The organism is Paenibacillus sp. FSL H7-0716, assembly GCF_038002705.1.
Lineage (GTDB): Bacteria > Bacillota > Bacilli > Paenibacillales > Paenibacillaceae > Paenibacillus_AQ > Paenibacillus_AQ odorifer.
In genome coordinates this window covers 1-24,639 of record NZ_JBBODA010000010.1, presented here as the reverse complement: position 1 = coordinate 24,639, position 24,639 = coordinate 1, and the positions used below count along the sequence as shown (strand labels likewise).

Below are 24,639 nucleotides of genomic sequence, written 5' to 3'. Positions count from 1 at the left end.
GTTTTGCGTAGTCGTAGCTCGTTTATTTATGGTTGTAGTTTAATCATTCGATAAGTTATTTTCGACTTGCTGCCGATCATATTGCTCACGGTACCAGCCATTCAAATCCAATAGTTCCTGATGTGTACCTCGTTCAACAATTTGTCCGTTATCCAGTACAACAATCATGTCGGCATGTTGGACGGCAGAGAGACGGTGAGTAGAGATTAATGTGGTTTTTCCGGCACGTTCATTCCGGATATTGTCGATAATCTGAGCTTCCGTACGAGCGTCAACGGCTGATAGGGCATCATCCAGAATAAGAATATCAGGATTAGCGATAAAAGCTCTGGACAGAGAGACACGTTGCTTTTGTCCACCGGAGAGAGATACACCACGTTCACCCACCAGAGTATCCAGACCATCGGACAATGCGCCCAGGTCGTTTTGGAAAGCGGCAGCTGTAATGGCTTGCATAATCGTATCGTCATCGGCGTTGTCTAGACCAAACTGAATGTTTTGCCGAACGGATTTGGAGAAAAGGATTTGCTCTTGTGGAACATAACCCATCCAGCTATGCAGCTGATCCAGGGAAATCTGTTGAATAGGCACGCCAGATATAAGGATTTCTCCATTACCTGTCGGATATTCGCGGAGCAATTGTTTGAGCAGTGTAGATTTCCCGCTTCCTGTACGCCCGACTACACCTAATGTCTGCCCTTGGTTCAGGGTTAGGTTGACATGGGTTAGATTGTCTATCGTCGAAGAAGGATAACGGAAAGTCACATCGTTAAGCTCGATTCGAGTAGGGTGGGGAACTTGAACGGGATGGGCAGCATTTTGAACATCGGGTTTGGAGTTTAACGTCTCGTCGATACGTTCGAGGGAAGCTCCACCACGCTGCATAATGTTGATCAATTCTCCAATAGCGAACATCGGCCATACAATCATACCGAGATACATATTAAAGGAGACTAGATCACCCAGTGTGATCTGATTGCGGAATACAAGGTAAATCCCATAAGTAAGACCAATAATGTAGCTGAGTCCGACACAGAAGCGGATAGTTGGTTCGAAGAAAGCATCGACACGAGCTACGGCCATATTTTTGTTGTAAACATCCTCAGTAATATCCGAGAAACGTTTTTCATCAAGACGCTCTTGGACATAAGCACGGATTACGCGCACACCAGAGACAGATTCGAGCACTTGGTCATTCATATCTCCGAATGCATCCTGCGCTAAGCTGTATCGATCATGAATAGCTTTACCATAAAAAATCATAGCTATTGCAATTAAGGGTAATGGTAATACTGCTGCAAGGGTCAGCTTCCAACTGACGAGAAAGCCCATCGCAAACAGCACAACCGTGAGGTAGATTGTAGAATCCACCAGTGTAAGCATTCCGAATCCTACGGTAGCTGAGACGGCTCTGATATCATTGGTTGCCCGGGCCATGAGGTCACCAGTTCTATTTTTCTCGAAGAACGAGGGCGTCATAGTCATAAGATGATTCATAAATCGGGAGCGCAGCAGGCGCTCAACAAGGTTGGAACCTCCGAAAAGTTTGTGCATCCATATGTAGGTAATCCAATAAATTACTAGCAGCAAAATAAAGATCATGCCGATATATTTGGCAAGCGAAGCTGTAGTAATCGAACCGCGTACTATGTCGTCAATGGCATTGCCTAGCAGACGTGGAGGGAGTAATTCAAGAACGCCCACACCTATGAGTAATATGAGTCCAATCAGGTAACGCCTTTTTTCTCGGCGAAAAAACCAGCCGAGATCGCGAAGAACAGAGAACAAGTAAATCCCTTCCTTTCAGGTTGTAATGATTGCTTGTGATGCTGATAAAAGCGCAAGTGATTATCTCTTCAGCAAACAAAAAAAAGCATATCATCCGAAAACGGACGATATGCCTGTAATTTACAGCTATCATGCGCACGGTGCGTTACAGCACCAAGCATGTGAGAGACCTTCAAGAACTAAAGTTATACGGTCCATAAGACCCGCAAAAACTTCAGGATGGCTTAATCACTTGGGCTGCTTCGGTATTCGGTTGAGTAAAAATTCCAACAATAGTAAAATAATATGGCTGTAACTTCGTAAACACCGCGCTCACCCCTTTCATTAATTTGGTAATAACTAGAAGACGTTTAGTTATGTTCAGAGTTTATCATCCGGTTCGCGAATTTGTCAAACTTAATTTTAAATGGGTCGGGAAATTATTAATTGCATAAAGTTGTTTGAATATCGACTTATTTTCGTTATGATTAGAATATACAAAGGAGCTGAGAGAAATGAACATGGAAATTAGTCAAGCAGCGGCAGCTTGGTTTAAGAGAGAATTGGACCTTAAGAATGGAGACTATATTCGTTTATTTCCCCGTTATAGCTCGGGAGGTGGACTTCACCCCGGTTTCTCGCTGGGCATTGCTACAGAAGCACCTGGGCGTCCAGCTATTCAGGTCAAACAGGATGATATTGTGTTCTACATGGAGGAGCAGGACTTGTGGTATATGGAAGGTTATGACCTATCTATCGTATACTCTGAGTCAGAGGATGACATTGAATATAAGTACGAACCAAAGCGGGTATCCGGCGAAGTGCAGGTATAGTTGTCTTAATGATTGTTAATTTTAATCAGGAAAAGCCCTTGCCAAAAGGCAGGGGCTTTTCAAATGCTGTCTTTAAAAATGAGGGTATTCCAGTTGGAGATACATAGGTGTTATCAGTGCAAATTGCGAGAGGTTTCTTCCTCCAGAGCGAAGTCGAAGTCGTCAATATCGTACACCTGAACCGGAACTCCACCCTCGATGATCCGTTGAATCAATTCAAATTGATCCGTTAGGATAGGGACTTTCTCACGTTGTGAGGACAGTAGAAGCTCTGTTTCGATGGGATCGAACATCTCACCGTAGACAGCGGTATCCATACTGTTAATGATGGTGATTTTGGATTGCCCGCCAAGGAGAATACCTGAGCTTTTCGCCCAAGGCACAGCTAAACAGCGGTTGATCTTCTTCGCGTTGAGCGGTTCTTCAAAATAAGCAATGAGCTCACTAATCTTCAACTTAACATGCTTGTCGTCGTCCGGACGGTTCATCAACGGATCATCGCTGTCTCGCAGTTCGTATAGTTCCATCACGGTAGTATAAGGCACTATATATTCTACAGGGCTGCTCGATACGAGAAGCTGGCCGTAAATCGCCATCATGACGGCTTCCGTCACAAATTGTCTAGACATCGTTATCCTCCTGAAGTTCGGTACTGCAATTGTACTTATGATCTAAAATTATAAAAACACTGTAGAGAGCAAAAGTCAACTGTACTTAGCAACTCACTAAAGAGAAGGGACAGAATATTCCTGTGAAGCAATGGAAATCATATTTTACTTTTGTACGACCTTATATGAAATTGATTGTGTTTACGCTGTTTATCGGCATGATCAAATTCAGCATTCCGCTAACGCTGCCAATGATTCTGAAATACGTGGTCGATGACCTCCTAATGAACCCGAGCATGGGTATTGAGGAACGGGTATCGCATTTGATGTTTATTCTGGGTGGTGCCTTAATTTTATTTGTAATCGTAAGAGGACCCGTGGAGTATTATCGCCAATACTTTGCTCAGCTTATCACAAGTAAAGTGTTGTTCGATATGCGAAATAAGCTTTACAGTCATTTACAGCGGCTGTCACTGCGGTATTATCAGAATACCAAGGTGGGAGAAGCCATCTCCAGATTTATTAACGATGTTGAGCAGACCAAAAATTTGGTCGAAGTCGGCATGATGAATGTATGGCTCGACACGTTTACGCTAGTTTTTGCTTTGGGATTTATGTTTTATTTAAATCCGGTGCTGGCGCTCGTGTCTATCTCGGTATTGCCTTTTTACGCAATTGCTGTTAACAAATTGTATAAGCGGCTTAAGCTTTTAACGAAAGATCGATCCCAGGCTCTGGCTGGCATTCAAGGTTATCTCCATGAACGGATTCAAGGGATATCAATCATCCGCAGCTTTACGATGGAAAAAGTGGATCAAAAGCAGTTTGAAGACATCAACGGCAACTTTCTTAAAAAAGCGATGGCGCAAACCCGCTGGAACGCTATGACCTTCGCAATTATTAATACATTAACGGATATAGCACCTCTTTTGGTCATCGGATATGGTGGTTATCAGGTCATTCATGGCAATTTGACAGTAGGTACCTTTGTAGCTTTCTTTGGCTATCTGGACCGGATGTATTCCCCGCTGCGGAGATTGATTAATTCCTCGACGGTGCTTACACAAGCCTCTGCTTCTCTTGAACGGGTGCTTGAGCTGCTGAATGAGCCTTATGATATTGTAGACAAGCCGGGAGCAAAAGTGCTTAAGGATTCACGTGGTGAGATTGCTTTTCAGAATGTATGGTTTAAATATAACGAAGAGAATGATTGGGTCTTAAAAGATATTAATTTGAGAATTCAGCCCGGACAGACCATTGCGTTCGTCGGAATGAGCGGAGGAGGAAAGTCCTCTCTTATCAGCTTGATCCCGAGATTCTATGACATCAGTAAAGGCAGCCTCCAAATGGATGGTTATGATATACAGGAATTAACACAGGAAAGCTTGCGTAGGTCTGTCGGTATGGTCTTACAAGATAATTTCTTATTCAGCGGATCTGTGCGTGAGAATATTTTATTCGGTAATCCTAACGCCACGGAAGAAGAGGTCATTTCAGCAGCAAAAGCTGCCAATGCGCATGATTTTATTGAGCAGCTGCCACTGGGTTATGAGACAGAAGTGGGAGAACGTGGTGTTAAGCTTTCTGGAGGACAGAAGCAGCGGGTTGCTATCGCAAGGGTATTTCTTAAGGATCCGAAGGTTCTTATATTAGACGAAGCTACATCGGCGCTGGATCTGGAATCAGAGCATTTAATTCAACAAGCGTTGCAGTCCCTTTCTTCGGAACGTACTACATTAATTGTAGCGCATAGACTGTCAACGATTACACATGCAGATCAGATTGTCGTACTTGAGAATGGTGAAATTACTGAACGGGGTACGCATGAACAGCTGATGGCGATAGAGGGTAGTTATGCGCGATTATTTAACGTACAGCATTTAGACGCCTAATATGTTTTGGAAAATAATTAAACACCTTAGTGGTCCTCTCGAAAGAGAAGGCCACTTTTTTTGAATTCCAATCAGGCTTGCGGCACACAGTAACTTATACTATTGCAAAAATTCTACACAGGATTTGAGTCTTTTCGGAGATCATGTGCGTCTAAAGCTTATAAACATCATGAAAGGAAGTGAGGAACGTGAATAAAACCACGCTTGAGGAAAAGGCGATAGCAGGTGATGAAGACAGCTTTACTGCGCTTATTGACGGCATGCAGGAGCGTTTATACCGAATGGCCTACTCCTATGTGCGGAATCAAGAGGATGCGCTGGAGATTGTGCAGGAAACCGTCTTCAAAGCCTATATCTCCATTCATAAATTGAAGCAACCGCAATATTTTAAAACTTGGCTCACCAAGATCGCTGTCAACTGTGCGCTGGACTTTATCCGTAAATCTAAAAAAATCGTGTATATGGATCAAGAGCTAGGAGGCAGCTATGCTCCGAAATCTAGGGAAGAAGTTATGGACTTGCATGAAGCGCTCAGCGGTCTTGATGAAAAATCAAGAATGGTGATTGTGATGAGATATTTGGAGGACTTGCCCATAAAGGAAATTGCAGAGGTTCTTGATATGCCCCTGAGCAGCGTCAAAACCGTTATTTATAGAGGTTTGGAAAAATTAAAAATAAGTATGGAGGAGAGTGAGTACTTTGGATAAGCAACTAGAACGTCTACAGCAAGCCTATAATGAGATTGAAATTCCTAAAGAACTATCATTCGCTTCTCGTAAAGGAATTGAAAGAGGGAAAATCTATAAACAGAAAAACAGTTCTTCAAAACGTACTTTGAAATGGTCAGGATCAGTAGCTGCTGCTGTATTGATTTCTTTTACGGTGGGTGTAAATACGGTCCCTGCCTTTGCGAATAGTATGGATCAAATACCGGTTCTAGGTAAGCTGGTCAGTGTTCTGCAATTTACAGAGGGAAGTGCAGGAGGCGGAACCATTCAGGATGGAGTAGATGTGAACTTTATTTCGGTCAAACAACTGAAGAATAGCGATCAATTGATTTTGAATTTTGCAAATCCGGATGAAACGCAACAGTTAGCAAGCTCATATAACGTAAAGTTTACGGAAAATCCGGCAACAATGACAATTACAGTGAATGGGGCGAGAAAATTCTCAGCAGTTAAAGATCTAGAGACATTAAAACAAAGCCGATATGTTCAGGATGCTTATCCACTAATTACACTAGATGATTCGGCCATTCGGTTCAATGTCACGCTTACAGACTCGGTTGCTTATGAGGTAAAAGAATATAAAGAGCCAGCACAGGTAGTGATTACGTTAAAAGAGAAAGGAAACGAAGCAAAAGGGGGCTCTGTATATTCGTTAAGAACGGTCTCACAGCCTTCCGGTGAGGCGCTGGGTATGGCTGAAGAAATGTTATATGGGTTAGAGGATTTGCGGATGTTAAAGGATCAGAAAGGCTTATATCTCGTGGAAGCAGGATATTTTAATACAGAAGAAGAGGCTTTGAAGCAGTTGCAGAAAATTAAGACAGAGTATGGCGTTGAAGATTTATTAGTCGTTGAAAAAAGAGCGGTGCAGCAAGTTCCGCAGTCCATTTCTCAGGTGGAGGAATAGTGAAGAAGATGGTTATATAAAAGGCACACACAAAAAGACCGCCGAAAGCGGTCTTTTGTGCTGTTTTATTACATTTTGCCGATCATAAGTGATAAAATGCCGGCTGCGATCAGCGGACCGACCGGAACGCCCTTAAATAACGCAACCCCGATCACCGTGCCAATCAGCAGACCAGCTACAACTGTGGGTTGGTTGGTCATGAGGGTAGCACCGCGGCCTCCAAGAAAAGCGACGAGAATGCCGATAGCGATAGCAAGCAAGGACTTCCAGTGCAAGAAGGATTGACCGACTGTCTGCAGCGATATTTTGCCGCTGGCTAATGGGGTCATGACCCCGATGGTCAGGATGATAATCCCAATGGTTAAACCGTATTTTTCTAGCCAAGGAAAGGTTTGCTGCAGGCCAAGTACTCTTAGCAGTAATAGGACGACCATTGCTATTGTTACAGGGGAGTTGCTGCTGATAATTCCAAGCGCTGCAAGTCCAAGCAAAAGCAAAGAGGTCATGTCCATTTTAAAGTTTCAACTCCTTAGGATTAGAACTTTCTTTTGACACAATGTGATCTGCGATAAGTTTACCATGCCCTCTTCCGGTCTCAATAAACACTTCGTTAGCATTGCGGCCAGAGGCGATTACTCCAGCAACATACAACCCTGGAACATTACTTTCCATGGTTGAGGTGTTAAAAGCAGGCTTATCCATGTCGTCGTCCATGATCACACCCGCTGAAGTGAGGAGGGTACGGCTAGGACGGAAACCAGTCAAGGCAAGAACGAAATCATTATCCAATGCTTTCTTGTCCCCCTTATGATCCGTAACAATTACTGAGCTTGCAGTAATTTCAGTGACACGCGAGCCTAAGTGCAGAGTGATTTTCCCTTTTTGCACCATGCCTTCAAAGATTGGCCGAACCCAAGGTTTAATATTCTCTGAGATGCTTTCACCACGATATACCATATCTACCGTAGCTCCTACACGCATAAGCTCCAGCGCTGCATCTACAGCGGAATTACTGCCGCCAATTACAGTTACCTTCATTCCCGTGTAAGGATGAGCTTCACCGAAATAATGAGTAACTTTAGGTAGTTCTTCACCTGGAATGCCAATCATATTCGGCTGATCAAAATAACCTGTTGCTATAACTACATTTGCAGTGATACGTTTCTGATGCTCACCACGCATATTTGACGTATGTACGGCAAAGGTTCCATCTTCAAGCGGCTCAATGGATAAAGCTTCTTCATAAGCGGCGATCTCCAGACCATATTGCTCAGCAGCTCGGCGATAATAGACAAGCGCTTCGTGACGGTAAGGTTTGTCGTTGGTCGAAGTGAACGGAACATCCCCGATTTCTAATAACTGAGCCGTACTGAAAAATTGCATATTTGTTGGATACAAATAAATGGAGTGCACAATAAAGCTTTTTTCAATGATAAGGCTGGACAGTCCTTGGCGTTGGCATTCGATAGCTGCCGAGAGGCCGCAAGGACCTGCACCGATAATAATGACATCTTTCATAAAGCGGGTTACCTCCTGATTGTTACTATCTTTTCTTTAAATCCTACCCTAAATTCATGAATTTTTCCATAAGGGCAGATTGAGTATAATAACCATTGCAAGAACAACGTTGATTATTATATAATTAGATATATATCTAATGTATCAATTTAGTGTGAAATTCTAGGAGCGTGAACCCTGTGCAGTTGGAGAAAATCGTGAGTTATCATAAAGCTTTAGCTGATCCAACGCGTCTTCGCTTATTGTTGCTTTTGTCCCAAGGAGAAATGCACGGGCAAGCGCTGGCTGAAAAGTTGAATTTATCGCAGCCTACAGTCACTCATCATGCGGCTAAATTACGTGAAGCGGCTCTAATAAAGGAAAGACGCGACAAAAATACAGTTTACTTTAAACTGAATCCGGAGTTTATCAATAATGGGGCTGAAGCTTCACTGCGATTTATTTTTTCGAAAGGAGCTGAGAATATGGAAGAGCAATTGCCTGAGAATAGTCTTCAGGATACTGTAATCCGTAATTTTTTCTCTAAAGATGGCCGGCTGCGTCAAATTCCAGCACAATACAAGAAGAAATTGATAGCGCTTCAATACATGGTTGAGAAGCTGGAGCCAGGTGTAGTTTATACGGAAAAGGAAATCAATGAGTTTATTAAGCAGTTTCATGAAGATTTCGCCACTATTCGTCGTGAATTCATCATGCATCAGTTTATGTATCGTGAGAAGGACAAGTATGAACTAAATCCTCGAGAAGTATGGACTCGGTGGGAATATGTCAAATAATGATCTTTTAAATATTAACATTCTGTGTCGATTTGAAATGTACTGATTAATTATTCGAATTTCGAATAAAATGGAATTGTAAGCGTTATCTGAGACATATTTAGAAAGGAGACTTTCGTTATGTTATTTAAACGCACAAAAAAGCAACCCAAATCAGATCATGTAACCGTCACATTACCCCAAGTGAAACAGGCGATTCGAAAGTTCGAAGAAGATATGCCTGGACCTATTAATAGAACAGCATTAATCTTAGAGGACAAAAGAATCGATATGAGTCGTCTGAAACGTTATTTAGGTGGAATACCCGAACGGAATTTCTACATGTCTCGGGAGACCTATGAAATTTTCGAGGAAGAAGACAAGTTAGTGCCGTATTATTTGGATTTAGTTCAGGCTGCTGTAGACAGTTATATTAGTGATACAGGCAAGCTACCGCTTCTTGAAGATACCTGGTTGCCAGAGGTTCATTATCGATTGTTATCTACAGAAAGTTATCTAAAAGAAACGCCTCCTTTTCCGCTGTATATTACGGATGAAGAAATGATGCTGACCCATCGGGCAGAGCATTTCGAGTAAAGGAATGACGCAGATACGAATCTTCACAAAGACTGTTCAGTAAAAGGGAAGCCACAAATCCTTTTTGTTGAATAGTCTTTTCTTTGTCTCTAAAGGCATAGTACAATTACATTCTGTAGGTTTGGTTTGAAAATTAACAGCATGTAAGGGGAATCGCTTGATGAAGGAAGTACAAGCTATTTTATTTGATCTGGACAATACTTTAATGGATCGAGACTATACATTTCGCAGCTTTAGCACTCAGTTCGTGCAGGATTTTCTTGGGCATCTGGAACCTGCGGAAGCGCAGGCTGTGATCGAGGATATGATTCATAGAGACGCTGATGGCTATCGTGATAAAGACGGGTTTTTCTTAGAACTTAGTGAGATCCTGCCTTGGGAAAAGCCTGTGACGGCTGAACATATCCGGGCGTATTATGATGCGAGCTACATCAATCATGGTGCGGCCATGGAGCATGCTTTGGAGATTCTGGAGTATTGTGTGGAGCATGGATATACTTTGGGGCTGGTCACCAACGGTAAAAAAGAAATCCAGAACACCAAAATCGATATTCTCGGCCTGCGAGAGTACTTCGAAGCTATAGTTATATCTGGAGAAGTTGGCATTGCGAAGCCTGATCCTGCGATTTATCAATTGGCACTAGACAGGCTGGGTGCCTCTGCGGATCAAACCTTGTTTATAGGGGATCATCCCGTAAATGATATCTGGGGTGCAGGTAAGGCTGGCCTTGAAGGGATATGGCTGCAAAGGAAACATCCTTGGGACGATCAGCTGGACATTCAACCTTGGAAAATGATCCGTGAGCTGAAAGAATTAAAGGCTATTTTGTAATCTGGAAAATTTGGGGTTGACATTTTACTGCTGCACCAATTATGATAACAGCATCTTAAATTTCGGAAGGAGACGATGTTTTATGACAGTTTTAAATGTAATGAACTCAACTGTTGTGGATACGTGTCTTCCGGGAACAGCTGCTACCGAATAATTGATTCGTGCAGTTTAGCAGGTAAGCTCAATTATGCTTATTAGAGCCGCCGGGAACCGTATAGGGTCCGGTGGCTTTTTTGCGTGTGTAGAAAGATTGGATTCGGTGTAATAAATCCACATGTCTATATACCGCCGCCGGAGTCTTTATTTCCGGCGGCTTTTTGTGTTCTCGGAAAACGCCAAGGGGCAAGAAAAAAACATAAACATATCTTTTAGGAGGAAATGAATGAATAGCATAAAGCAATATGGTTGGAATGAAAACTGGAGTACAAAATGGAATGAAAAGTGGAGTCATGCAGAGGATAAACAGTTTATACCCGGGAGAATCGTTGGTGATTTTGGCAGTAAGTACAAAGTGTTAACTGATGTAGGAGAGACGTGGGGAGAGCTTGCCGGGAAGCTGAGACACACATTTGTAGCCTCGGGTGATTTTCCTGCCATTGGAGACTGGGTAGCATTGGCGATGCAAGATGGCGGTGAGCATGGAATTATACATGGCGTATTGCCCCGGCAGAGTGTGATCTCACGCAAGGTCGCAGGAAATACACAAGATGAGCAAATTGTTGCCTCCAATGTAGACACGTTATTTCTGGTCAGCGCGTTGAATGATGACTTTAATGTTCGCCGGATGGAGAGATATCTGATCATGGCTTGGAATAGTGGGGCAAATCCAGTTATTCTACTCACTAAAGCGGATCTTTGTCCGGATGCAGACAGTAAAATCGCTGAAATGGAGAGCGCGGCTCCCGGAGTATCAGTACATGCTGTTAGTGCAATACAAGATGAAGGACGCGAGAAGCTGCTGCCATACATTGGTGAGGGTCAAACTGTAGCTCTTACGGGCTCTTCCGGTTGTGGGAAGTCGACAATGGTCAACTGGCTATGCGGGAAGAACCTTCAGATTACGCAGGATGTTAGAGAAGGGGATAGCCGCGGACGTCATACTACTACCCACCGTGAACTGTTTGTTTTGCCGGATGGGGGGATTATCGTAGATACACCGGGGATGCGGGAGCTGCAGCTCTGGGAAGATGAAGGTGGACTTGATCTAGCGTTTAGTGATATCAGCGGTCTAGCTTCTAAGTGCCGGTTTAGTAACTGTAGACATGAACGCGAAGAGGGCTGTGCTGTACTGGAAGCAGTCCAAACAGGTGAACTGGAAGAGAAGAGGCTATTCAACTACCGAAAAACACAACGAGAAGTATTGTACCAAAATAATAAAGAAGCCAAGCTTAAGAGAAAAAGCGCAGCTTCCACTAAAGTGAGTTCATCCAGAACCAGAGGCTATGGGTGGCGTAAAGAGCTGGATGAATATTAAAAAGAATTGATATAACGGCATAGACATTGAAAAAGGGCGCCCCTTAGCTTTTGACAGCTAAGGGGCGCCCTTAATTATTGAATTGAATCTAAATGGTTATGGTTTAGAAGGATGCAGCAGTTTCCTTAGCCAGTTGCAATCCGTTTTCAATGATTTCAGCGGATTGTGCTGGAAGTTGGTTGTGGCCTTCGATGATTACTTGTGTAATATCTTTAATTCCCCACAGGTTAAGGTTACCAACGATGAAGTTTACTGCCATTTCAGCACTTGCTGCAGGACCTTCAGAGTAGATACCGCCTCTTGCATTCAGAACGATTGCTTTTTTACCTGTCAAAAGACCAACTGGACCTTCAGCAGTGTAAGAGAATGTTTTACCAGCTTGGCAAAGGTAATCTACATAAGTGTGCAATACAGCAGGTACAGTCATGTTCCATAGTGGGAAACCGAATACTACCTTATCTGCAGCGATGAATTGATTAAGATATTTATTAACGATAGCGGCACCAGCTGCTTCTTCAGGTGTTGCTTCGTATCCTTGAGCGGCTTTATACATACCAGTGATCAGGGTATTGTCGTAGTATGGAAGTTGCTCTGCGAACAGATCAAGCTCAGTAATTTCATCTTCTGGGTGGTTGAGTTTGTAGCTCTCCAAGAATTCATTGTAAAGCTTAACACTTACGGATTGTTCTGCTGGACGGTTGTTTGCTTTAATAAATAGAACTTTAGACATTATGATTTCTCCCTTGCATGTGTGTATTTAATATTAACTATATTTAATATAGCATGTAATCTTTTGTTTGTAAATTATTTTTTTGTTCTTGAAATTTGTTTGTGCTTAAAGAGTTTGAAAAAATGAAAACAAGGTTAATAGGTGATACAAGAGAACAGGAAATAATTTCCTGTCTTTATAAGTTCCAGAATGATCTAAAAGGAGCGATTGACATGTCCATCGATCGGTTTATCATTAAAAAATTGGACAGCTGTCACGAAGAGCATACGCGTCAGAATTTAGTGAAGCTATTTAGACTTCGAATCCAGAAAGCTGAAAAAGCAGAGCAGAAGAATTACAAGATCAGCTGATAATTGCTTATCTCTTCCTAATAGTAGATTTTTCGCTGAATGAGACAGAGTCCTTGGGTTAAAAAAGTCCGTAAATATAGCAGAGCAGTGATCCTCCCGTTAAGGGGGGATCACTGCTCTGCGTTTTTTAGTCCTGGGCAGATTGCTTCAGCATAAAGGGTCAGCAAATGAAAGCCAACCTACGACAAATGTCACTTTTGGCAGGTGACATAGTAGGGTCAGGCCACCCGCTACATCTAATCTGCTAACCAATGCAAAGTCATTTGTCGAGTTACACACTAAGTCAGTCACACGCCAAGCTAACGGCTGAGTTACCTCACTGACTAACACAACTAATCACCTACCGAGTAACTCAGTGACTAACACAACTAATCACCCGCAGAGTAACTCACTGATTGACACAACTAGTCACCTACTGAGTAACTCACTGAGTCACACACCAATATTAACGGCTAAGTCACTCACTGACTAACACAACCAATCATCTACTGAGTAACTCACTGATTGACACAACTAGTCACCTACTGAGTAACTCACTGAGTCACAAACCAAGTTAACGTCAGACAATAAATCACTCGCTAAGTGACCTTCCAAGTTATCCTTAGCGGGCAACGGACTCAGATGACGCTATATGCGAATTTTTAGTCATTAGAGCAGAGTTCCGGACTCCAGCGCAGCTATTCAGCTTTTCGAGGTCGATAATTAGTGTTTTTAGTGCCAATAGCGACTCTGGGGTCCGATAGGATTCTAAATGAGTCAAAAAGCTGCGATTAAGGTCAACTGAGTCCGATAGCATCCAACTATGAGTCCGAAAGCAGTGGCTATAAGTTCAAAAGCAGCGACTAAAGCTCCGACAGTAATAACTATGTACACGATAGTAGCAACTATGCACGCGATAGTAACAACTATGTACACGATGGTAGCAACTATGCACGCGACAGTAACAACTATGTACACGATAATTGCAACTATATACGCGACAATAGCAACTAAAGCAAACTGAGTTTCGAATTTAGATTACTGTGGACTCAGATGACGCTATATGCGAATTTATGAGCATTAGAGCAGAGTTTCGGACTCCAATGCAGCTATTCAGCTTTTTGAGGTGGATAATTAGTGTTTTTCGCGCCAATAGTGACTCTGGGGTCCGATAGGATTCCAAATGAGCCCAAAAGTTACGATTAAGGTCAGCTGAGTCCGATAGCAGTCGGCTATGGGGATGGCCGGCAAGCAGCAATCCTAATGTGCTATATAGCAGCCCCAAGAAGAACCCAAGCATAACTAAGCTGAACCAAGAAGAACCCAAGAAGAACCCAAGAAGAACCCAAGAAGAACCCAAGAAGAACCCAAGAAGAACCCAAGAAGAACCCAAACAGCAAGCAGAACCAATCTCGTGTACTCTAATAGTAGAAGCTATGTATGCGTGAATGTATCTAATATAAATGAAGGCTCGGATTTAGATCAAGATGCTAGGGAAAGCCCCAAAATGGTCCAGAGTCCCAGTGGCTATTGTAGTGTTGAGTGACAACTCTATGGGATGTCAGGTTAACCCGATATACATACATCTGTATCACAGAAATAAACATCCACCGCGCCCAACGGACTCAGATGACGCTATTTGCGAATTTATGAGCATTAGAGCAGAGTTTCGGACTCCAGCGCAGCTATTCAGCTTTTTGAGGTAGATAATTAGTGTTTTTCGCGCCAATAGTGACTCTGGGGTCCGATAGGATTCCGTATGAGCCAAAAAGTTACGATTAAGGTCAGCTGAGTCCGATAGCAGTCGGCTATGGGGATGGCCGGCAAGCAGCAATCCTAATGTGCTATGAATTAGCACAAATCAGTACAAAGTAGCATCAAGCAGAACCAAGCAGAACCAAGTAGAACCAAGTAGAACCAAGCAGAACCATGTAGCATCAAGCAGAACCAAGGTCCCTGACTTTGAGAGTTAAGCTATGTATGCCTATTTATGCGTAAATAGTATCTAAATCAAACGGAGTGTCATTTTTGATCAAGTTTAGCTTCAAAAGGACAACGAGTCCAAGCAGCAGTTCTTAGCTGCTTTTAGGATGATCTTTATTAGAAGCTTAGGACAGCAATGTTGTGACAAAAAAACTACCCCTCCATTAATAGAGGGATAGCGCCAATGAATCATTTTCACTGTAACTGTGCAATATAGCTTCAGAGCCTTTAATTTCGATACTAATCAGAGAATTGAGGCATTTCTGGAGGGCACTTTTGCCCTTTTGAATTTTGAGCTCCAGCGTACTGTTAAGTAATCTAAGTACTTTTTGAGTGGGCTGTTTATTTTCTGTTGTGAAATACACAGGTACAAGTTTGTTCTGAAATGTGATGAGCATTCTCATTTTGAAATCACCTCGCTACAAGTATTTCATGTTAATGATCATACCCCTTGTTTCTTAATTTTACCTTAAAATTAGCTTATGATAACATAAAGATTGCTAGTTTAATATACATTTATATGTAATACAGGAAGGATACAATAATGTGAATGAGAAAGAACGAACGGATTTAACGGATTTAACGGAATTTTTATTTCCAGATCGGGTAACCGACCAAGTAGTATTAAATGAATTATTAAATACTGCGTCTACAGCAGAAAGGATAGGTAGATTCAAATATAGAGAGAAGGAGATAACTAAAGATCTGTGTTTACAAATACATAAGGATAAAATACTAGCCTACTGCAATAATACACCGGACTCTCCTCCGTGTGTGCTGAAGAACAGAGATGAAACAGAGAGCTTTTGTCTCGAGTTGTTCGAATGTGAGAGAGCGATGGAGCCCTTTGCTCACGGGATTCCGGCTTTACTAATGTCAAAAAAAAGGTTCGAGGAGCTGAAAAAAGGCTCTGATTCCTCTACGGTTCACAGACTCTCAGAGTGTTTAGCTGCTGAGACAGGAGATGATGTCCATTCCAACCATCTTGCACGAGTGATGAAATGCTTCGACGCAGAGGGAGAATTGCGACTCTGTATTTCTAGTGAAAATGGCTGGAAGTTTCAGTATGCTAGCTTCATAAGTGATCATTCAAGTGGCTGGTTGCTGCGAATGAGCAGCGATCCTTCCCAAGACTGGATTGTAGCTCTTCCTATATCGAAAGCACAATTATGTGGTTCTGTGGCAGAGTGGGTGTTTCATTCCTCTTCTTTTCCTAGTCCACAATAACCGTTGAATAGGGAGGAAGAGTAAGCTGATCTGAATTTAAGGTCACTTTGTCAGCAGTTGTCTTTTGGATCTTGGTGTAAGAGATACCCTCGACATTTGGATGAAGCGTAATGATTTGTTCATCTCCAGTTAGGTTATGAACAACGAGGACTTGATCCTCTTTTGATATACGTTCGTAAGCCATTACCCCTGCATTGCCAGAAGTGTAGTCTCGAATTCCGCCATCACGGAGCGCAGGGACTTTGTTTCTTAACGCAATGAGTTCGCGGTATCTTTTAAGCAGTGAGCTGCTGTCGTTAGTTTGGCTTTCGACATTAATGCTAACATCATCAGCGTTATTGCTGCCGACCTCCCAAGTAGTCTGCCCCTCACCCTGATCCGCTGTCATCCATCTCATGGGCTCACGAATTCCTTCATCTGGTTTTACACCAAGCATTCCTATTTCTTCACCATAATAAATAAAAGGATTTCCAGGCAAGGTTAACAGCAGGGCTGCTGCCATTTTTGCATGATCCAGATTGCCGTCTAATTGACTCATGACTCTGTTTTGATCATGATTTGTCAAAAAAATTGCATCGGTAAAATGGCTATCAGATATTTTGGAGTACAAATTATACGTACGTTCCAGCGTAAAGGCAGTCCCGCTGTCTTTTTCAGTTTTCACGGAATTAATAAGGGTCTCAGCTAACCCAAAGTTAAAGCTAGAGTCGAAGGCTTGATCCAAATAAGCCCCTACGGTGACTGCAGAATTCTCCCATACTTCGCCGACAATATAAGCTTGAGGATTTACTTCATTCATCGCTTTGCGGAAATCCTGCCACCAAGATACATTTTTATTAGTTGTGGCTTGGCTTTTGTCGCTTAGAAGGTCTTCGTAAATATGTTTAGCAGCGTCTAAACGGAATCCATCAACCCCTTGTTCCAGCCAAAACTTGCCGATAGTCTTCATTTCATTACGAACTTCCGTATGATCGAAGTTTAAATCAGGCATGCCTTCCCAAAAGCCACCTAGATAATGACTACCCAGTAAAGAGTGCCATGCACTGCCACTACCAGCGGCACTAGCTCCATTGGCAGGGCGTCCTTGATCTTCAGCCCATATGTACCAGTCGCGATATTTGCTGTCCTTATTTTTAGCGGAATCTACGAACCAAGGATGTTCTTTAGAGGTATGATTCACGACCAAATCCATAATTACTTTAATCCCACGTTTATGCGCCTCCGTAACGAGCTCTTGTAAATCCTCCATCGTCCCATAATCTGGATTGATTGCACGATAATCTGTCACATCGTAACCATGATAGCTTGGTGAAGGGTTGATAGGCATAAGCCAAATCCCACCGATCCCCAGATCGTCTGTGGTGTCAGGATTTCCGTCATTTAAATAATCTAATTTCTTGGTAATCCCTTTGAGATCACCGATACCATCCCCGTCAGAGTCATAGAATGAACGAACAAAAATCTCATAATAAACCGTTGAGGGCTGTTCGTCAGTGGTTATCGTTTTTGCAGCGGGAGGTGTAGTAGTAGTATTCTGAGCTGTATTTGCTTTTGGCGATGGAGAAGGGGAGGCAGAGGAAGGGATATTGTTATTATTTCCTGAACAACCGGATAGCAGAAAGGCAGTTAAGCTAAGACTCAAAAGTCCGTTTATTGTGTGTTTTTTGGCGATAGGTGTTGCTCGTTTATTCATATAAAATAACTCCTTCTGCTGCAATTTTCCTATAAAGGAAATGGTAAGCGCTTTAATTCTTATAGTACTGTAATCAAATCCTCAGGTAAAACGTTTGCACAGATATAAAAACAGCAAATCCAGTGATATTTATCCATAAATTCAATAAAAACCGCTATTATCATGGATATTCTTTTAATTCCCCGCGATATTCGGGATTTTAACCTTTCAGTAGGCATGTGCATATGCTTTAAGCAAGGGCGAAGGACCCGGTAAGAAAGGAGAATGAAGAATGAAGATTCGGAAAAAGCTGTCATTGTCGCTCATGATCATTACTTTATGCTTTTCAGTACTTGCCGGTTGCGGCGGAAAGTCAGAGACGGTAAAGGTGAAGATTGGGGAGGTTACCCGCTCTGTCTTTTATGCACCCGAGTATGTTGCCTTGACTCAAGGTTTCTTCAAAGATGAAGGGCTGGATGTAGAGCTGCAGACGATTCCCGGTGGCGATAAAACGATGACCGCATTGCTCTCAGGAGCTATTGATGTGGCGTTGGTTGGTTCAGAAACCTCCATTTACGTGTATCAGCAGGGTTCGGATGATCCGGTCATTAATTTTGCACAGCTGACTCAAAGGGATGGAACATTCCTGTTCGCCCGGAAGGCTGATGGAGATTTTAATTGGGATAAAGTGAAGGGCTCTACCTTCCTTGGTCAAAGAAAAGGCGGAATGCCACAAATGGCAGGCGCGTTTACTTTATCTAAAAAGGGAATTGATCCTGCGAAGGATATTACCTTGATCCAAAATATCGATTTTGCTAATATTGCCGGTGCATTTGCTTCAGGTACTGGGGATTATGTGCAGCTGTTTGAGCCGCAGGCCTCTATCTTCGAACGAGAAGACCGGGGAGCTGTAGTGGCATCGTTTGGGGTGGAGAGCGGTTATTTACCTTATACGGTATTCATGTCAAAAAACAGCTACATTAGCAAAAATGGAGACACCGTGCAAAAGTTCACTAATGCCATCCAGCGTGCTCAGCTTTGGGTGAAGGAACATAGTCCTGAAGAAATTACGGATGCCATAATAACTTATTTTGATAAAACGGATCGTGACATTGTGATTTCTGCTGTAAAACGTTACAAGGAGCAGGACACCTACGCCATTAATCCGGTTGTTGATAACGAAGAATGGAATAATCTGCTGGATGTTATGGATAACGCAGGTGAACTTAAAGAACGTGTTCCAGCAGAAAAAATCGTGAACAATACTTTTGCTGAAAAAGCTGAAAAGACCATAAAGAGCAGTAGCTCTAAATAAGAGAGATAAGATCCTAAATGGATTTTGTTAACTATAAGGAGGGGATGACCTTGCTTCCAGTAGTGCAATTAAAGGGAGTAACGCATGCCTATCTCGGCGATCGGGAAGCTTCACTGGCCGTTGAGGATCTAAATCTTAATGTCGAGCAAGGAGAGTTCGTCAGCTTAGTAGGCCCAAGTGGCTGTGGCAAGACGACTCTCCTATCGATTATTGCTGGACTGCTGCAGCCCTCTGAGGGTGAAGTATTCGTAAATGGCCAACCCATTCTAGGCCCTTCACCTGAGGTTGGATATATGCTGCAGCAGGATTATCTTTTTCCTTGGCGGAGTATTCTTGACAATGCCGTGCTTGGACTGGAGCTGACCGGAAGCTTAAACGAGGAAAGTCATAAACGGACTTTGGAGCTGCTACGCGAGATGGGATTAGAAGGGAAAGAACAGGCCTATCCTTCTCAGTTATCCGGAGGGATGCGGCAACGGGTGGCTCTTGTACGAACATTAGCTACCAATCCAGGACTGCTGCTGCTAGACGAGCCGTTCTCGGCACTTGATTATCAGATCAAACTTCAGCTGGAAGATTTAGTCTCAGAGACCTTACGCAGCCGGGGAACCACGGCTATTTTGGTCACGCATGATCTGTCAGAAGCGATTGCGGTCAGCAGTAGGGTTATTTTATTGCAGCGAAATCCAGGGAAGATTCGTAAAGTTTTTCCTGTTCCGGAGCTAATCCGCTCGGCCCCACCGCTGTATGCGCGTGATCAGCCAGGGTTTGCAGAGCTTTTTCATGAAGTATGGACAGAGATGGAGATAGAAGGGAGGGAAAGCTAATGAAACGAACAGAGCAAGCGGGAGTCTTAGCTTCCCGTGAACTGTGGCTGCAGCAAATGCATGTGGATTTCAAAAAAACTAAACAGCGCCGGCGTAATCAGGTTATTGCTGTAAGAAGCAGTCTATTGCTGCTGTTCTTTGTGTTGTGGGAAGCGGGAGCAAGAATGGGCTGGATTGATGAGTTATTGTTCAGCTACCCGACAAAAATCTTCAAGCAGATTTGGCAGGATATGATCAGTGGAAGCTTGTGGCCTCATTTAGGGATGACGGTAGGAGAGACTGCGGTAGGCTTTGTTCTGGGAACCTTGTTAGGAACGCTGCTGGCAGTGATTATTTGGTGGTCTCCGTTTTTATCAGCGGTGCTTGATCCGTTTATGGTTGTCTTTAACAGTATGCCGAAGGTGGCCTTGGGGCCGATTTTCATCGTAATGTTCGGGGCGGGTTTCACCGCAATCGTTGTGACAACCTTATCGATTACAGTGATTATTACTACACTTGTTGTTTACAATAGTTTTTGCAGTGTGGATCCTAATCTGGTGAAGGTGGTTCGCTCTTTTGGAGCTACTAAAGTTCAGGTGTTTTTTAAAGTGATTCTTCCGGCATCTTTTCCAACGGTGGTCTCTACCCTAAAGGTGAATGTGGGAATGTCATGGGTCGGGGTTATCGTAGGAGAGTTTCTAGTAGCAAAATCCGGTCTTGGGTACCTGATCATATATGGATTCCAGGTGTTTAATTTCACGCTTGTGATGTCCAGTCTGCTGATTATTGCAGCCGTAGCAACAGCAATGTATCAACTGGTAGTGTATCTGGAGAAGCGCTTGTTGTACCGGCGGTAAGTCTAATGTAACGTTGTGTCCGTTCACAAAATCTTGTAACATGACTATATCTTTACCTATTAACGGTTAGTGCTTTTAAGGAGAGATAGGGTTATGGGATTTCGTGTGATTAAAACAGCTGCTGCGACGTTAATGTCCGTTCTTCTCGCGTCTGCAGTAGGCATACCCAATGCACAAAGTGCAGGGCTTTTAGCCATTCTGGGTGTGGAGGTTACCTTGAAAAGGAGTTTCCGGACGATAACGGCGCGTTTTTTGGCCTCGCTCGTGGGACTCTTTTTTGGGTGCATTTTATTTTGGATATTAGGGTTTCATTACTGGGTACTTGGACTGTACGTTCTTGTTGGCTTTCCGATGATTGTGAAGTCCGGCTACAAGGAAGGGATTGTCACTAGCTCTGTTATTGTGTTTCGTGTGTTTGGACAAGCTGAGTTATCGCTACATGTGTTGTTGCAGCAAGTAGAGCTACTGGCCATAGGACTCGGTTCAGCGGGGGTGGTCAACTTAATTTACATGCCACAGACTGGGGGAGTTATTTATGGAATCCGCAAGGAAGTGGATCGATACTTCTCAGTTATTTTTACTCAGATGGCCCGCACTTTGCGTGAACCTGCGTATATGTGGGATGGCAAAGAATTAATTGATGCGGATAATGCAGTGCAACGGGGACTAACAGCAGCTACTCGCGAGATGGAGAATCATGTGATTCATCCTGATGAAGCTTGGAATGTCTACTTCTATATGCGTAAGGAGCAGCTGGAATCGATACAAAGCATGATGCAGCTGATTTCTCAAGTATATCGCCATTTACCGCATGGAGAGATGGTAGCTGAATTGTTCGACCAGCTTAGCGGAGATGTTTTGGCTGAAGAATATACAGGCCGCACTGAACATTTGCTGGAAGAGCTTGAACAAGAGTTTGAAAGCATGGATTTGCCAGAGACACGTGAGGAATTCGAAGTGCGATCAGCGATTTTGCAGCTTTGCAGAGAATTGGCACTTTATTTGAAAATTGCAAAACGCCATAAAATACCGGTTAGCTATAAGCCTGAGAAACGTTTGCTCACCCGTAAAAAAGCTTAAAATTAGGCTTTAATAAAGTGAAGTATTAACATTCGCCCCTGAAATCACGATAAAATATGTATGAACTAAAAGTTGATCTCCGAAAGGGATTAACAATTATAGGGTGAGTTCAAATTCAAGCAGGAAATTCATATACGAATTTTCCGCATTGGCAGGTGAGGCGTATGGACAAAGATATGGAATCATTTATCGGAAAACAACTAGTAGCTAACCTCTTTAATGACAAAGGAGTATTTGTTTTACCCGCATTGACTTTATTGAGTGCTGAACATATTAGATTAATTCGTCAACATAAGATCACTCTGGAATCTCATGACGTCGTCCAGCTGGATAGCGCGGAATTTTTCCAGCTTGCAATTGATGATTGTACAGCTGCGATTGAGAATATTTTTGAACAGATTCGTCATAACAAAAATAAAAGAATTCCTATGCTGGAAGTTAGAAATGAAGTGATTCCGTTTATCCAGCAGGTAAGCGAAAAAAATGACTTCTACGGAGTATTGGCTGCTTTGCAGACCAAAGATGATTATACATACAGACATAATGTAGCTGTGGGCATAATATCTACCTTGCTAGGCAAATGGTTGAAGCTAAAGTCTGAGGATTTGAGCATGTTGACCATTGCAGCGACTCTTCACGATATCGGCAAAATGAGAATCCCGGATGACATATTAACCAAGCCCGGTCCATTATCCGACGAAGAGTTTCAGCTGATGAAAAAGCATACGACCTTTGGGTATGAGATGATCAGGGATACGGTAGGCACAAACCATACCCAAGCGCTAGTAGCCTTACAGCATCATGAAAGAATGGACGGCAGTGGTTATCCATTTGGTGTGCTTGGGAACCGGATTACTGATTTCAGTAAGATCGTTGCTGTGGCTGATGTGTTTCACGCAATGACCTCCGACCGTTTTTATCGCAAAGCGGCTCCTTTATACGAAGTATTACTGCAAATGGAGGAGAGTGTGTTCGGTAAGCTCGACCCTTATATTTGCAGAGTGTTTATTAATAAGTTAATGCAGTCAATGCTAGGGAACGAAGTGGAATTGACAGATGGGCGAAAAGGAAAAATTGTTATGATTCTTGCTACAGACCCTTTGCGGCCTCTGGTGAATATTGATGAGGATTTTATTGACTTAAGCAAACATAGATCGCTTGGAATTGTGCGGGTAATCCCGCAATAGCTGGTGTTTTAAGGTTTTTAGAGGGGTTAGGAATGGCTCTGGAACAGGTTGGACCATTTTTGGAATCTACTCATATATGTACAAATTTTGAAATAAAATGAACTATGAGTCTCCTGAAAAAGCCTTCTTGAGGGCTTACTCAAATTTATTTATAGTCTAACAATCAACAAATGCCTAGAACCTGCATACACTTGATAGTGAATGATTGTATGGAGGAGGTTCAAAGATGTCATTAAGCCATAAACGTCAAACAAGGGAGATCATTACGAAGGCAATTTGCGGCAAAGGTCGTAAGTTCTCTACAGCAACCCATACCGTGACTCCGCCACATCATCCGACTAGTATTTTGGGGGCTTGGATTATCAACCACCAATACGAAGCGGTTGCCGCCGGGAACGGAATCGAAGTAATTGGTACTTATGATGTAAACATCTGGTACTCGTACGACAAGAACAAGCAGACCGAGGTAGCAAAGGAAACAGTCTCTTATGTGGAGCTCATTCCGCTTTCCTACCTGGACACGAGACACCGCACTTCAACAGTTGAGGTCTCTGCGGAGGCAACGCAGGAACCCAACTGTGTAGAAGCGGGCGTATCGCCAGGCGGAGGCAGTGTGACACTTCGCGTAGAGCGCGAATTCGAAGTGGAGTTGGTGGCTGAGACCAAAGTCCGTGTGTATGTCACTGAGCAAAGTGATGATCCAGAAGACAAGGATTATGATTTTGAAGGTGATAGCTTCGATTACGATGATCTGGACCCTGACAATCTGGATGATGAGCTGTAAGGAAGGATACGCCGCCGTTAACTGAGTATCAATGGGTTATGGTCCATTATATGTAGGGAGTGCGGCGGCGTAGAGGGCGAATGCCCTCCTTTTTTTTATTTATTTTTAGGATGAAAAAAGGTTCACGCTCGGATGGAGGCGCTAAAGCGTATGAATGAAGGTCATAAGGTGTATTCAGAATTGTCTGTGGCAGAGAGAGAGTCTAGATTGCTTAGAAGCGGGGTTGAAGCGACGCTGACGCCAGCTGGAAAACGTTTTGTCGATACATATGCTTCACATGCTACTGAGAAGGGCCACAGGCAGTGTTATAAGATATTGGTTTATCATTTGACTGTGCTCCACATCTCTTTGCTTGGAGCGGGTCTTGGAATGCGTGCGGCCACCGATAATTACAACGAAGCTGTGAGCTTTGCTAATACCGAGAGCAATACCACGGGAGGCCGAGCGCGGGGAGAGCTTCGCGGGGTGATGAAATTGCTCCAGCGGATTGCTGTCCGCACGCTGTACAGCTTGGGGCTGGATAGCGGTGAGGTCCTGCTGAGGGCAATGGGGAACCGGAGGTATGTGGTGGAGGGAGTCACTCCACTAGTAAGGACCTCCGGGCAACGATTGCCCGAGCCTTATCGGTCCGCAGCGTTAGCGCTGGAACGAAAGCTGGCTCTGGAGCAGCCGGGCCGCAGCGGCTTGCTGATGGGCATGGACCCGGAGTTTATCATCCTCCGGGAATCCACCGGCCGCGTCGTACCTGCGTCGCGGTA

At 43.3% G+C, this 24,639-nt stretch carries 23 protein-coding genes and 1 pseudogene; 17 read left to right on the top strand and 7 right to left on the bottom strand.

From position 1 onward, the window contains the following. Positions 1–39 precede the first annotated feature (39 nt). Complete coding sequence (locus MHH60_RS15020; protein ID WP_076133803.1) at positions 40–1,788, bottom strand: ABC transporter ATP-binding protein; 1,749 nt, start codon at positions 1,786–1,788, stop codon at positions 40–42. 494 nt (positions 1,789–2,282) lie between these two features. Between MHH60_RS15020 and MHH60_RS15015 the strand changes: the two genes are divergently transcribed. Continuing rightward, entirely contained in the window at positions 2,283–2,600 is a 318-nt protein-coding gene (locus tag MHH60_RS15015; RefSeq protein ID WP_076133802.1) for a HesB/YadR/YfhF family protein, read from the top strand. 113 nt (positions 2,601–2,713) lie between these two features. On the opposite strand, the gene MHH60_RS15010 is transcribed toward MHH60_RS15015, so the two are convergent. After that, positions 2,714–3,229 (bottom strand): hypothetical protein, encoded by a 516-nt coding sequence (locus MHH60_RS15010; RefSeq protein WP_038571616.1) that lies wholly within the window; start codon positions 3,227–3,229, stop codon positions 2,714–2,716. Between the two features lie 122 nt (positions 3,230–3,351). Here MHH60_RS15010 and MHH60_RS15005 point away from each other — a divergent pair, with 122 nt between their 5' ends. The 3 genes from MHH60_RS15005 to MHH60_RS14995 all read left to right on the top strand — a co-directional run bounded on the left by MHH60_RS15005 (position 3,352) and on the right by MHH60_RS14995 (position 6,735). Beyond that, positions 3,352–5,100, top strand: coding sequence for an ABC transporter ATP-binding protein (locus tag MHH60_RS15005; protein ID WP_076133801.1), 1,749 nt, complete (start codon positions 3,352–3,354; stop codon positions 5,098–5,100). Between the two features lie 188 nt (positions 5,101–5,288). Beyond that, a complete protein-coding gene (locus tag MHH60_RS15000; RefSeq protein WP_076133800.1) occupies positions 5,289–5,807 on the top strand; it encodes a sigma-70 family RNA polymerase sigma factor in 519 nt (172 codons plus the stop codon). After that, positions 5,800–6,735: a DUF4179 domain-containing protein gene (locus MHH60_RS14995; protein WP_076133799.1), complete on the top strand. Its 936-nt coding sequence runs from the start codon at positions 5,800–5,802 to the stop codon at positions 6,733–6,735. The genes MHH60_RS15000 and MHH60_RS14995 overlap by 8 nt, the downstream gene beginning before the upstream one ends. 68 nt (positions 6,736–6,803) lie before the next feature. On the opposite strand, the gene MHH60_RS14990 is transcribed toward MHH60_RS14995, so the two are convergent. Both MHH60_RS14990 and MHH60_RS14985 read right to left on the bottom strand, forming a co-directional pair. Then, positions 6,804–7,247 (bottom strand): DUF441 domain-containing protein, encoded by a 444-nt coding sequence (locus MHH60_RS14990; protein WP_036688009.1) that lies wholly within the window; start codon positions 7,245–7,247, stop codon positions 6,804–6,806. Position 7,248: 1 nt separating this feature from the next. After that, positions 7,249–8,253 carry a YpdA family putative bacillithiol disulfide reductase gene (locus MHH60_RS14985; RefSeq protein WP_076133798.1) on the bottom strand — a complete coding sequence of 335 codons (1,005 nt, stop codon included), beginning with the start codon at positions 8,251–8,253 and terminating at the stop codon, positions 7,249–7,251. Between the two features lie 179 nt (positions 8,254–8,432). Between MHH60_RS14985 and MHH60_RS14980 the strand changes: the two genes are divergently transcribed. The 4 genes from MHH60_RS14980 to rsgA all read left to right on the top strand — a co-directional run bounded on the left by MHH60_RS14980 (position 8,433) and on the right by rsgA (position 11,911). After that, a complete protein-coding gene (locus MHH60_RS14980) occupies positions 8,433–9,029 on the top strand; it encodes a DUF2087 domain-containing protein (protein WP_076133797.1) in 597 nt (198 codons plus the stop codon). A gap of 120 nt (positions 9,030–9,149) precedes the next feature. Continuing rightward, on the top strand, positions 9,150–9,605 hold the full coding sequence (locus tag MHH60_RS14975) for a DUF3939 domain-containing protein (protein WP_036688004.1): 456 nt from the start codon (positions 9,150–9,152) through the stop codon (positions 9,603–9,605). Positions 9,606–9,765: 160 nt separating this feature from the next. Next, positions 9,766–10,437, top strand: coding sequence for an HAD family hydrolase (locus MHH60_RS14970; RefSeq protein ID WP_076133796.1), 672 nt, complete (start codon positions 9,766–9,768; stop codon positions 10,435–10,437). 382 nt (positions 10,438–10,819) lie between these two features. After that, positions 10,820–11,911 carry a ribosome small subunit-dependent GTPase A gene (rsgA, locus tag MHH60_RS14965; protein ID WP_076133795.1) on the top strand — a complete coding sequence of 364 codons (1,092 nt, stop codon included), beginning with the start codon at positions 10,820–10,822 and terminating at the stop codon, positions 11,909–11,911. Between the two features lie 103 nt (positions 11,912–12,014). On the opposite strand, the gene MHH60_RS14960 is transcribed toward rsgA, so the two are convergent. Next, the gene (locus tag MHH60_RS14960; RefSeq protein WP_076128352.1) at positions 12,015–12,641 is read right to left on the bottom strand and encodes an FMN-dependent NADH-azoreductase; all 627 of its coding nucleotides are present in this window, start codon (positions 12,639–12,641) and stop codon (positions 12,015–12,017) included. 122 nt (positions 12,642–12,763) lie between these two features. Here MHH60_RS14960 and MHH60_RS14955 point away from each other — a divergent pair, with 122 nt between their 5' ends. After that, positions 12,764–12,991 carry a hypothetical protein gene (locus tag MHH60_RS14955; RefSeq protein WP_038571602.1) on the top strand — a complete coding sequence of 76 codons (228 nt, stop codon included), beginning with the start codon at positions 12,764–12,766 and terminating at the stop codon, positions 12,989–12,991. Positions 12,992–15,117: 2,126 nt separating this feature from the next. On the opposite strand, the gene MHH60_RS14950 is transcribed toward MHH60_RS14955, so the two are convergent. Further along, positions 15,118–15,357 carry a hypothetical protein gene (locus MHH60_RS14950; protein ID WP_036687997.1) on the bottom strand — a complete coding sequence of 80 codons (240 nt, stop codon included), beginning with the start codon at positions 15,355–15,357 and terminating at the stop codon, positions 15,118–15,120. A 142-nt stretch (positions 15,358–15,499) separates the two neighbouring features. Between MHH60_RS14950 and MHH60_RS14945 the strand changes: the two genes are divergently transcribed. Further along, entirely contained in the window at positions 15,500–16,180 is a 681-nt protein-coding gene (locus MHH60_RS14945; RefSeq protein ID WP_076133794.1) for a hypothetical protein, read from the top strand. Here the strand turns inward: MHH60_RS14945 and MHH60_RS14940 are convergent. Next, positions 16,167–17,873, bottom strand: coding sequence for an alpha-amylase family glycosyl hydrolase (locus tag MHH60_RS14940; RefSeq protein WP_076133793.1), 1,707 nt, complete (start codon positions 17,871–17,873; stop codon positions 16,167–16,169). The two genes, MHH60_RS14945 and MHH60_RS14940, sit on opposite strands and share 14 nt — an antisense overlap. Positions 17,874–18,144: 271 nt before the next feature. Here MHH60_RS14940 and MHH60_RS14935 point away from each other — a divergent pair, with 271 nt between their 5' ends. The 7 genes and pseudogenes from MHH60_RS14935 to MHH60_RS14905 form a co-directional block, all read left to right on the top strand. After that, complete coding sequence (locus MHH60_RS14935) at positions 18,145–19,167, top strand: ABC transporter substrate-binding protein (protein ID WP_076128360.1); 1,023 nt, start codon at positions 18,145–18,147, stop codon at positions 19,165–19,167. Positions 19,168–19,184: 17 nt separating this feature from the next. Continuing rightward, positions 19,185–19,994, top strand: coding sequence for an ATP-binding cassette domain-containing protein (locus tag MHH60_RS14930; RefSeq protein ID WP_179088864.1), 810 nt, complete (start codon positions 19,185–19,187; stop codon positions 19,992–19,994). After that, on the top strand, positions 19,994–20,830 hold the full coding sequence (locus tag MHH60_RS14925) for an ABC transporter permease (RefSeq protein ID WP_076133791.1): 837 nt from the start codon (positions 19,994–19,996) through the stop codon (positions 20,828–20,830). The genes MHH60_RS14930 and MHH60_RS14925 overlap by 1 nt, the downstream gene beginning before the upstream one ends. A gap of 93 nt (positions 20,831–20,923) precedes the next feature. Next, complete coding sequence (locus MHH60_RS14920; RefSeq protein WP_036687757.1) at positions 20,924–21,910, top strand: aromatic acid exporter family protein; 987 nt, start codon at positions 20,924–20,926, stop codon at positions 21,908–21,910. Between the two features lie 164 nt (positions 21,911–22,074). Continuing rightward, the gene (locus MHH60_RS14915) at positions 22,075–23,097 is read left to right on the top strand and encodes an HD-GYP domain-containing protein (protein ID WP_051491532.1); all 1,023 of its coding nucleotides are present in this window, start codon (positions 22,075–22,077) and stop codon (positions 23,095–23,097) included. A gap of 226 nt (positions 23,098–23,323) precedes the next feature. Next, entirely contained in the window at positions 23,324–23,881 is a 558-nt protein-coding gene (locus MHH60_RS14910) for an outer spore coat protein CotE (RefSeq protein ID WP_036687755.1), read from the top strand. Positions 23,882–24,031: 150 nt separating this feature from the next. Continuing rightward, positions 24,032–24,639 (top strand): annotated as a pseudogene (locus MHH60_RS14905) (hypothetical protein); the annotation flags it as partial.

Bases quoted from the DNA above. Each gene is read 5' to 3' on its own strand.
- MHH60_RS14950 (WP_036687997.1), bottom strand. From the start codon at position 15,357: ATGAGAATGCTCATCACATTTCAGAACAAACTTGTACCTGTGTATTTC.
- MHH60_RS14955 (WP_038571602.1), top strand. From the start codon at position 12,764: ATGAAAACAAGGTTAATAGGTGATACAAGAGAACAGGAAATAATTTCC.
- MHH60_RS15015 (WP_076133802.1), top strand. From the start codon at position 2,283: ATGAACATGGAAATTAGTCAAGCAGCGGCAGCTTGGTTTAAGAGAGAA.
- MHH60_RS14960 (WP_076128352.1), bottom strand. From the start codon at position 12,641: ATGTCTAAAGTTCTATTTATTAAAGCAAACAACCGTCCAGCAGAACAA.
- MHH60_RS14915 (WP_051491532.1), top strand. From the start codon at position 22,075: ATGGACAAAGATATGGAATCATTTATCGGAAAACAACTAGTAGCTAAC.
- MHH60_RS14930 (WP_179088864.1), top strand. From the start codon at position 19,185: ATGGATTTTGTTAACTATAAGGAGGGGATGACCTTGCTTCCAGTAGTG.
- MHH60_RS14970 (WP_076133796.1), top strand. From the start codon at position 9,766: ATGAAGGAAGTACAAGCTATTTTATTTGATCTGGACAATACTTTAATG.
- MHH60_RS14985 (WP_076133798.1), bottom strand. From the start codon at position 8,253: ATGAAAGATGTCATTATTATCGGTGCAGGTCCTTGCGGCCTCTCGGCA.
- MHH60_RS14940 (WP_076133793.1), bottom strand. From the start codon at position 17,873: ATGAATAAACGAGCAACACCTATCGCCAAAAAACACACAATAAACGGA.
- MHH60_RS15010 (WP_038571616.1), bottom strand. From the start codon at position 3,229: ATGTCTAGACAATTTGTGACGGAAGCCGTCATGATGGCGATTTACGGC.
- MHH60_RS14975 (WP_036688004.1), top strand. From the start codon at position 9,150: ATGTTATTTAAACGCACAAAAAAGCAACCCAAATCAGATCATGTAACC.
- rsgA (WP_076133795.1), top strand. From the start codon at position 10,820: ATGAATAGCATAAAGCAATATGGTTGGAATGAAAACTGGAGTACAAAA.
- MHH60_RS14935 (WP_076128360.1), top strand. From the start codon at position 18,145: ATGAAGATTCGGAAAAAGCTGTCATTGTCGCTCATGATCATTACTTTA.
- MHH60_RS14910 (WP_036687755.1), top strand. From the start codon at position 23,324: ATGTCATTAAGCCATAAACGTCAAACAAGGGAGATCATTACGAAGGCA.
- MHH60_RS14990 (WP_036688009.1), bottom strand. From the start codon at position 7,247: ATGGACATGACCTCTTTGCTTTTGCTTGGACTTGCAGCGCTTGGAATT.
- MHH60_RS14925 (WP_076133791.1), top strand. From the start codon at position 19,994: ATGAAACGAACAGAGCAAGCGGGAGTCTTAGCTTCCCGTGAACTGTGG.
- MHH60_RS14920 (WP_036687757.1), top strand. From the start codon at position 20,924: ATGGGATTTCGTGTGATTAAAACAGCTGCTGCGACGTTAATGTCCGTT.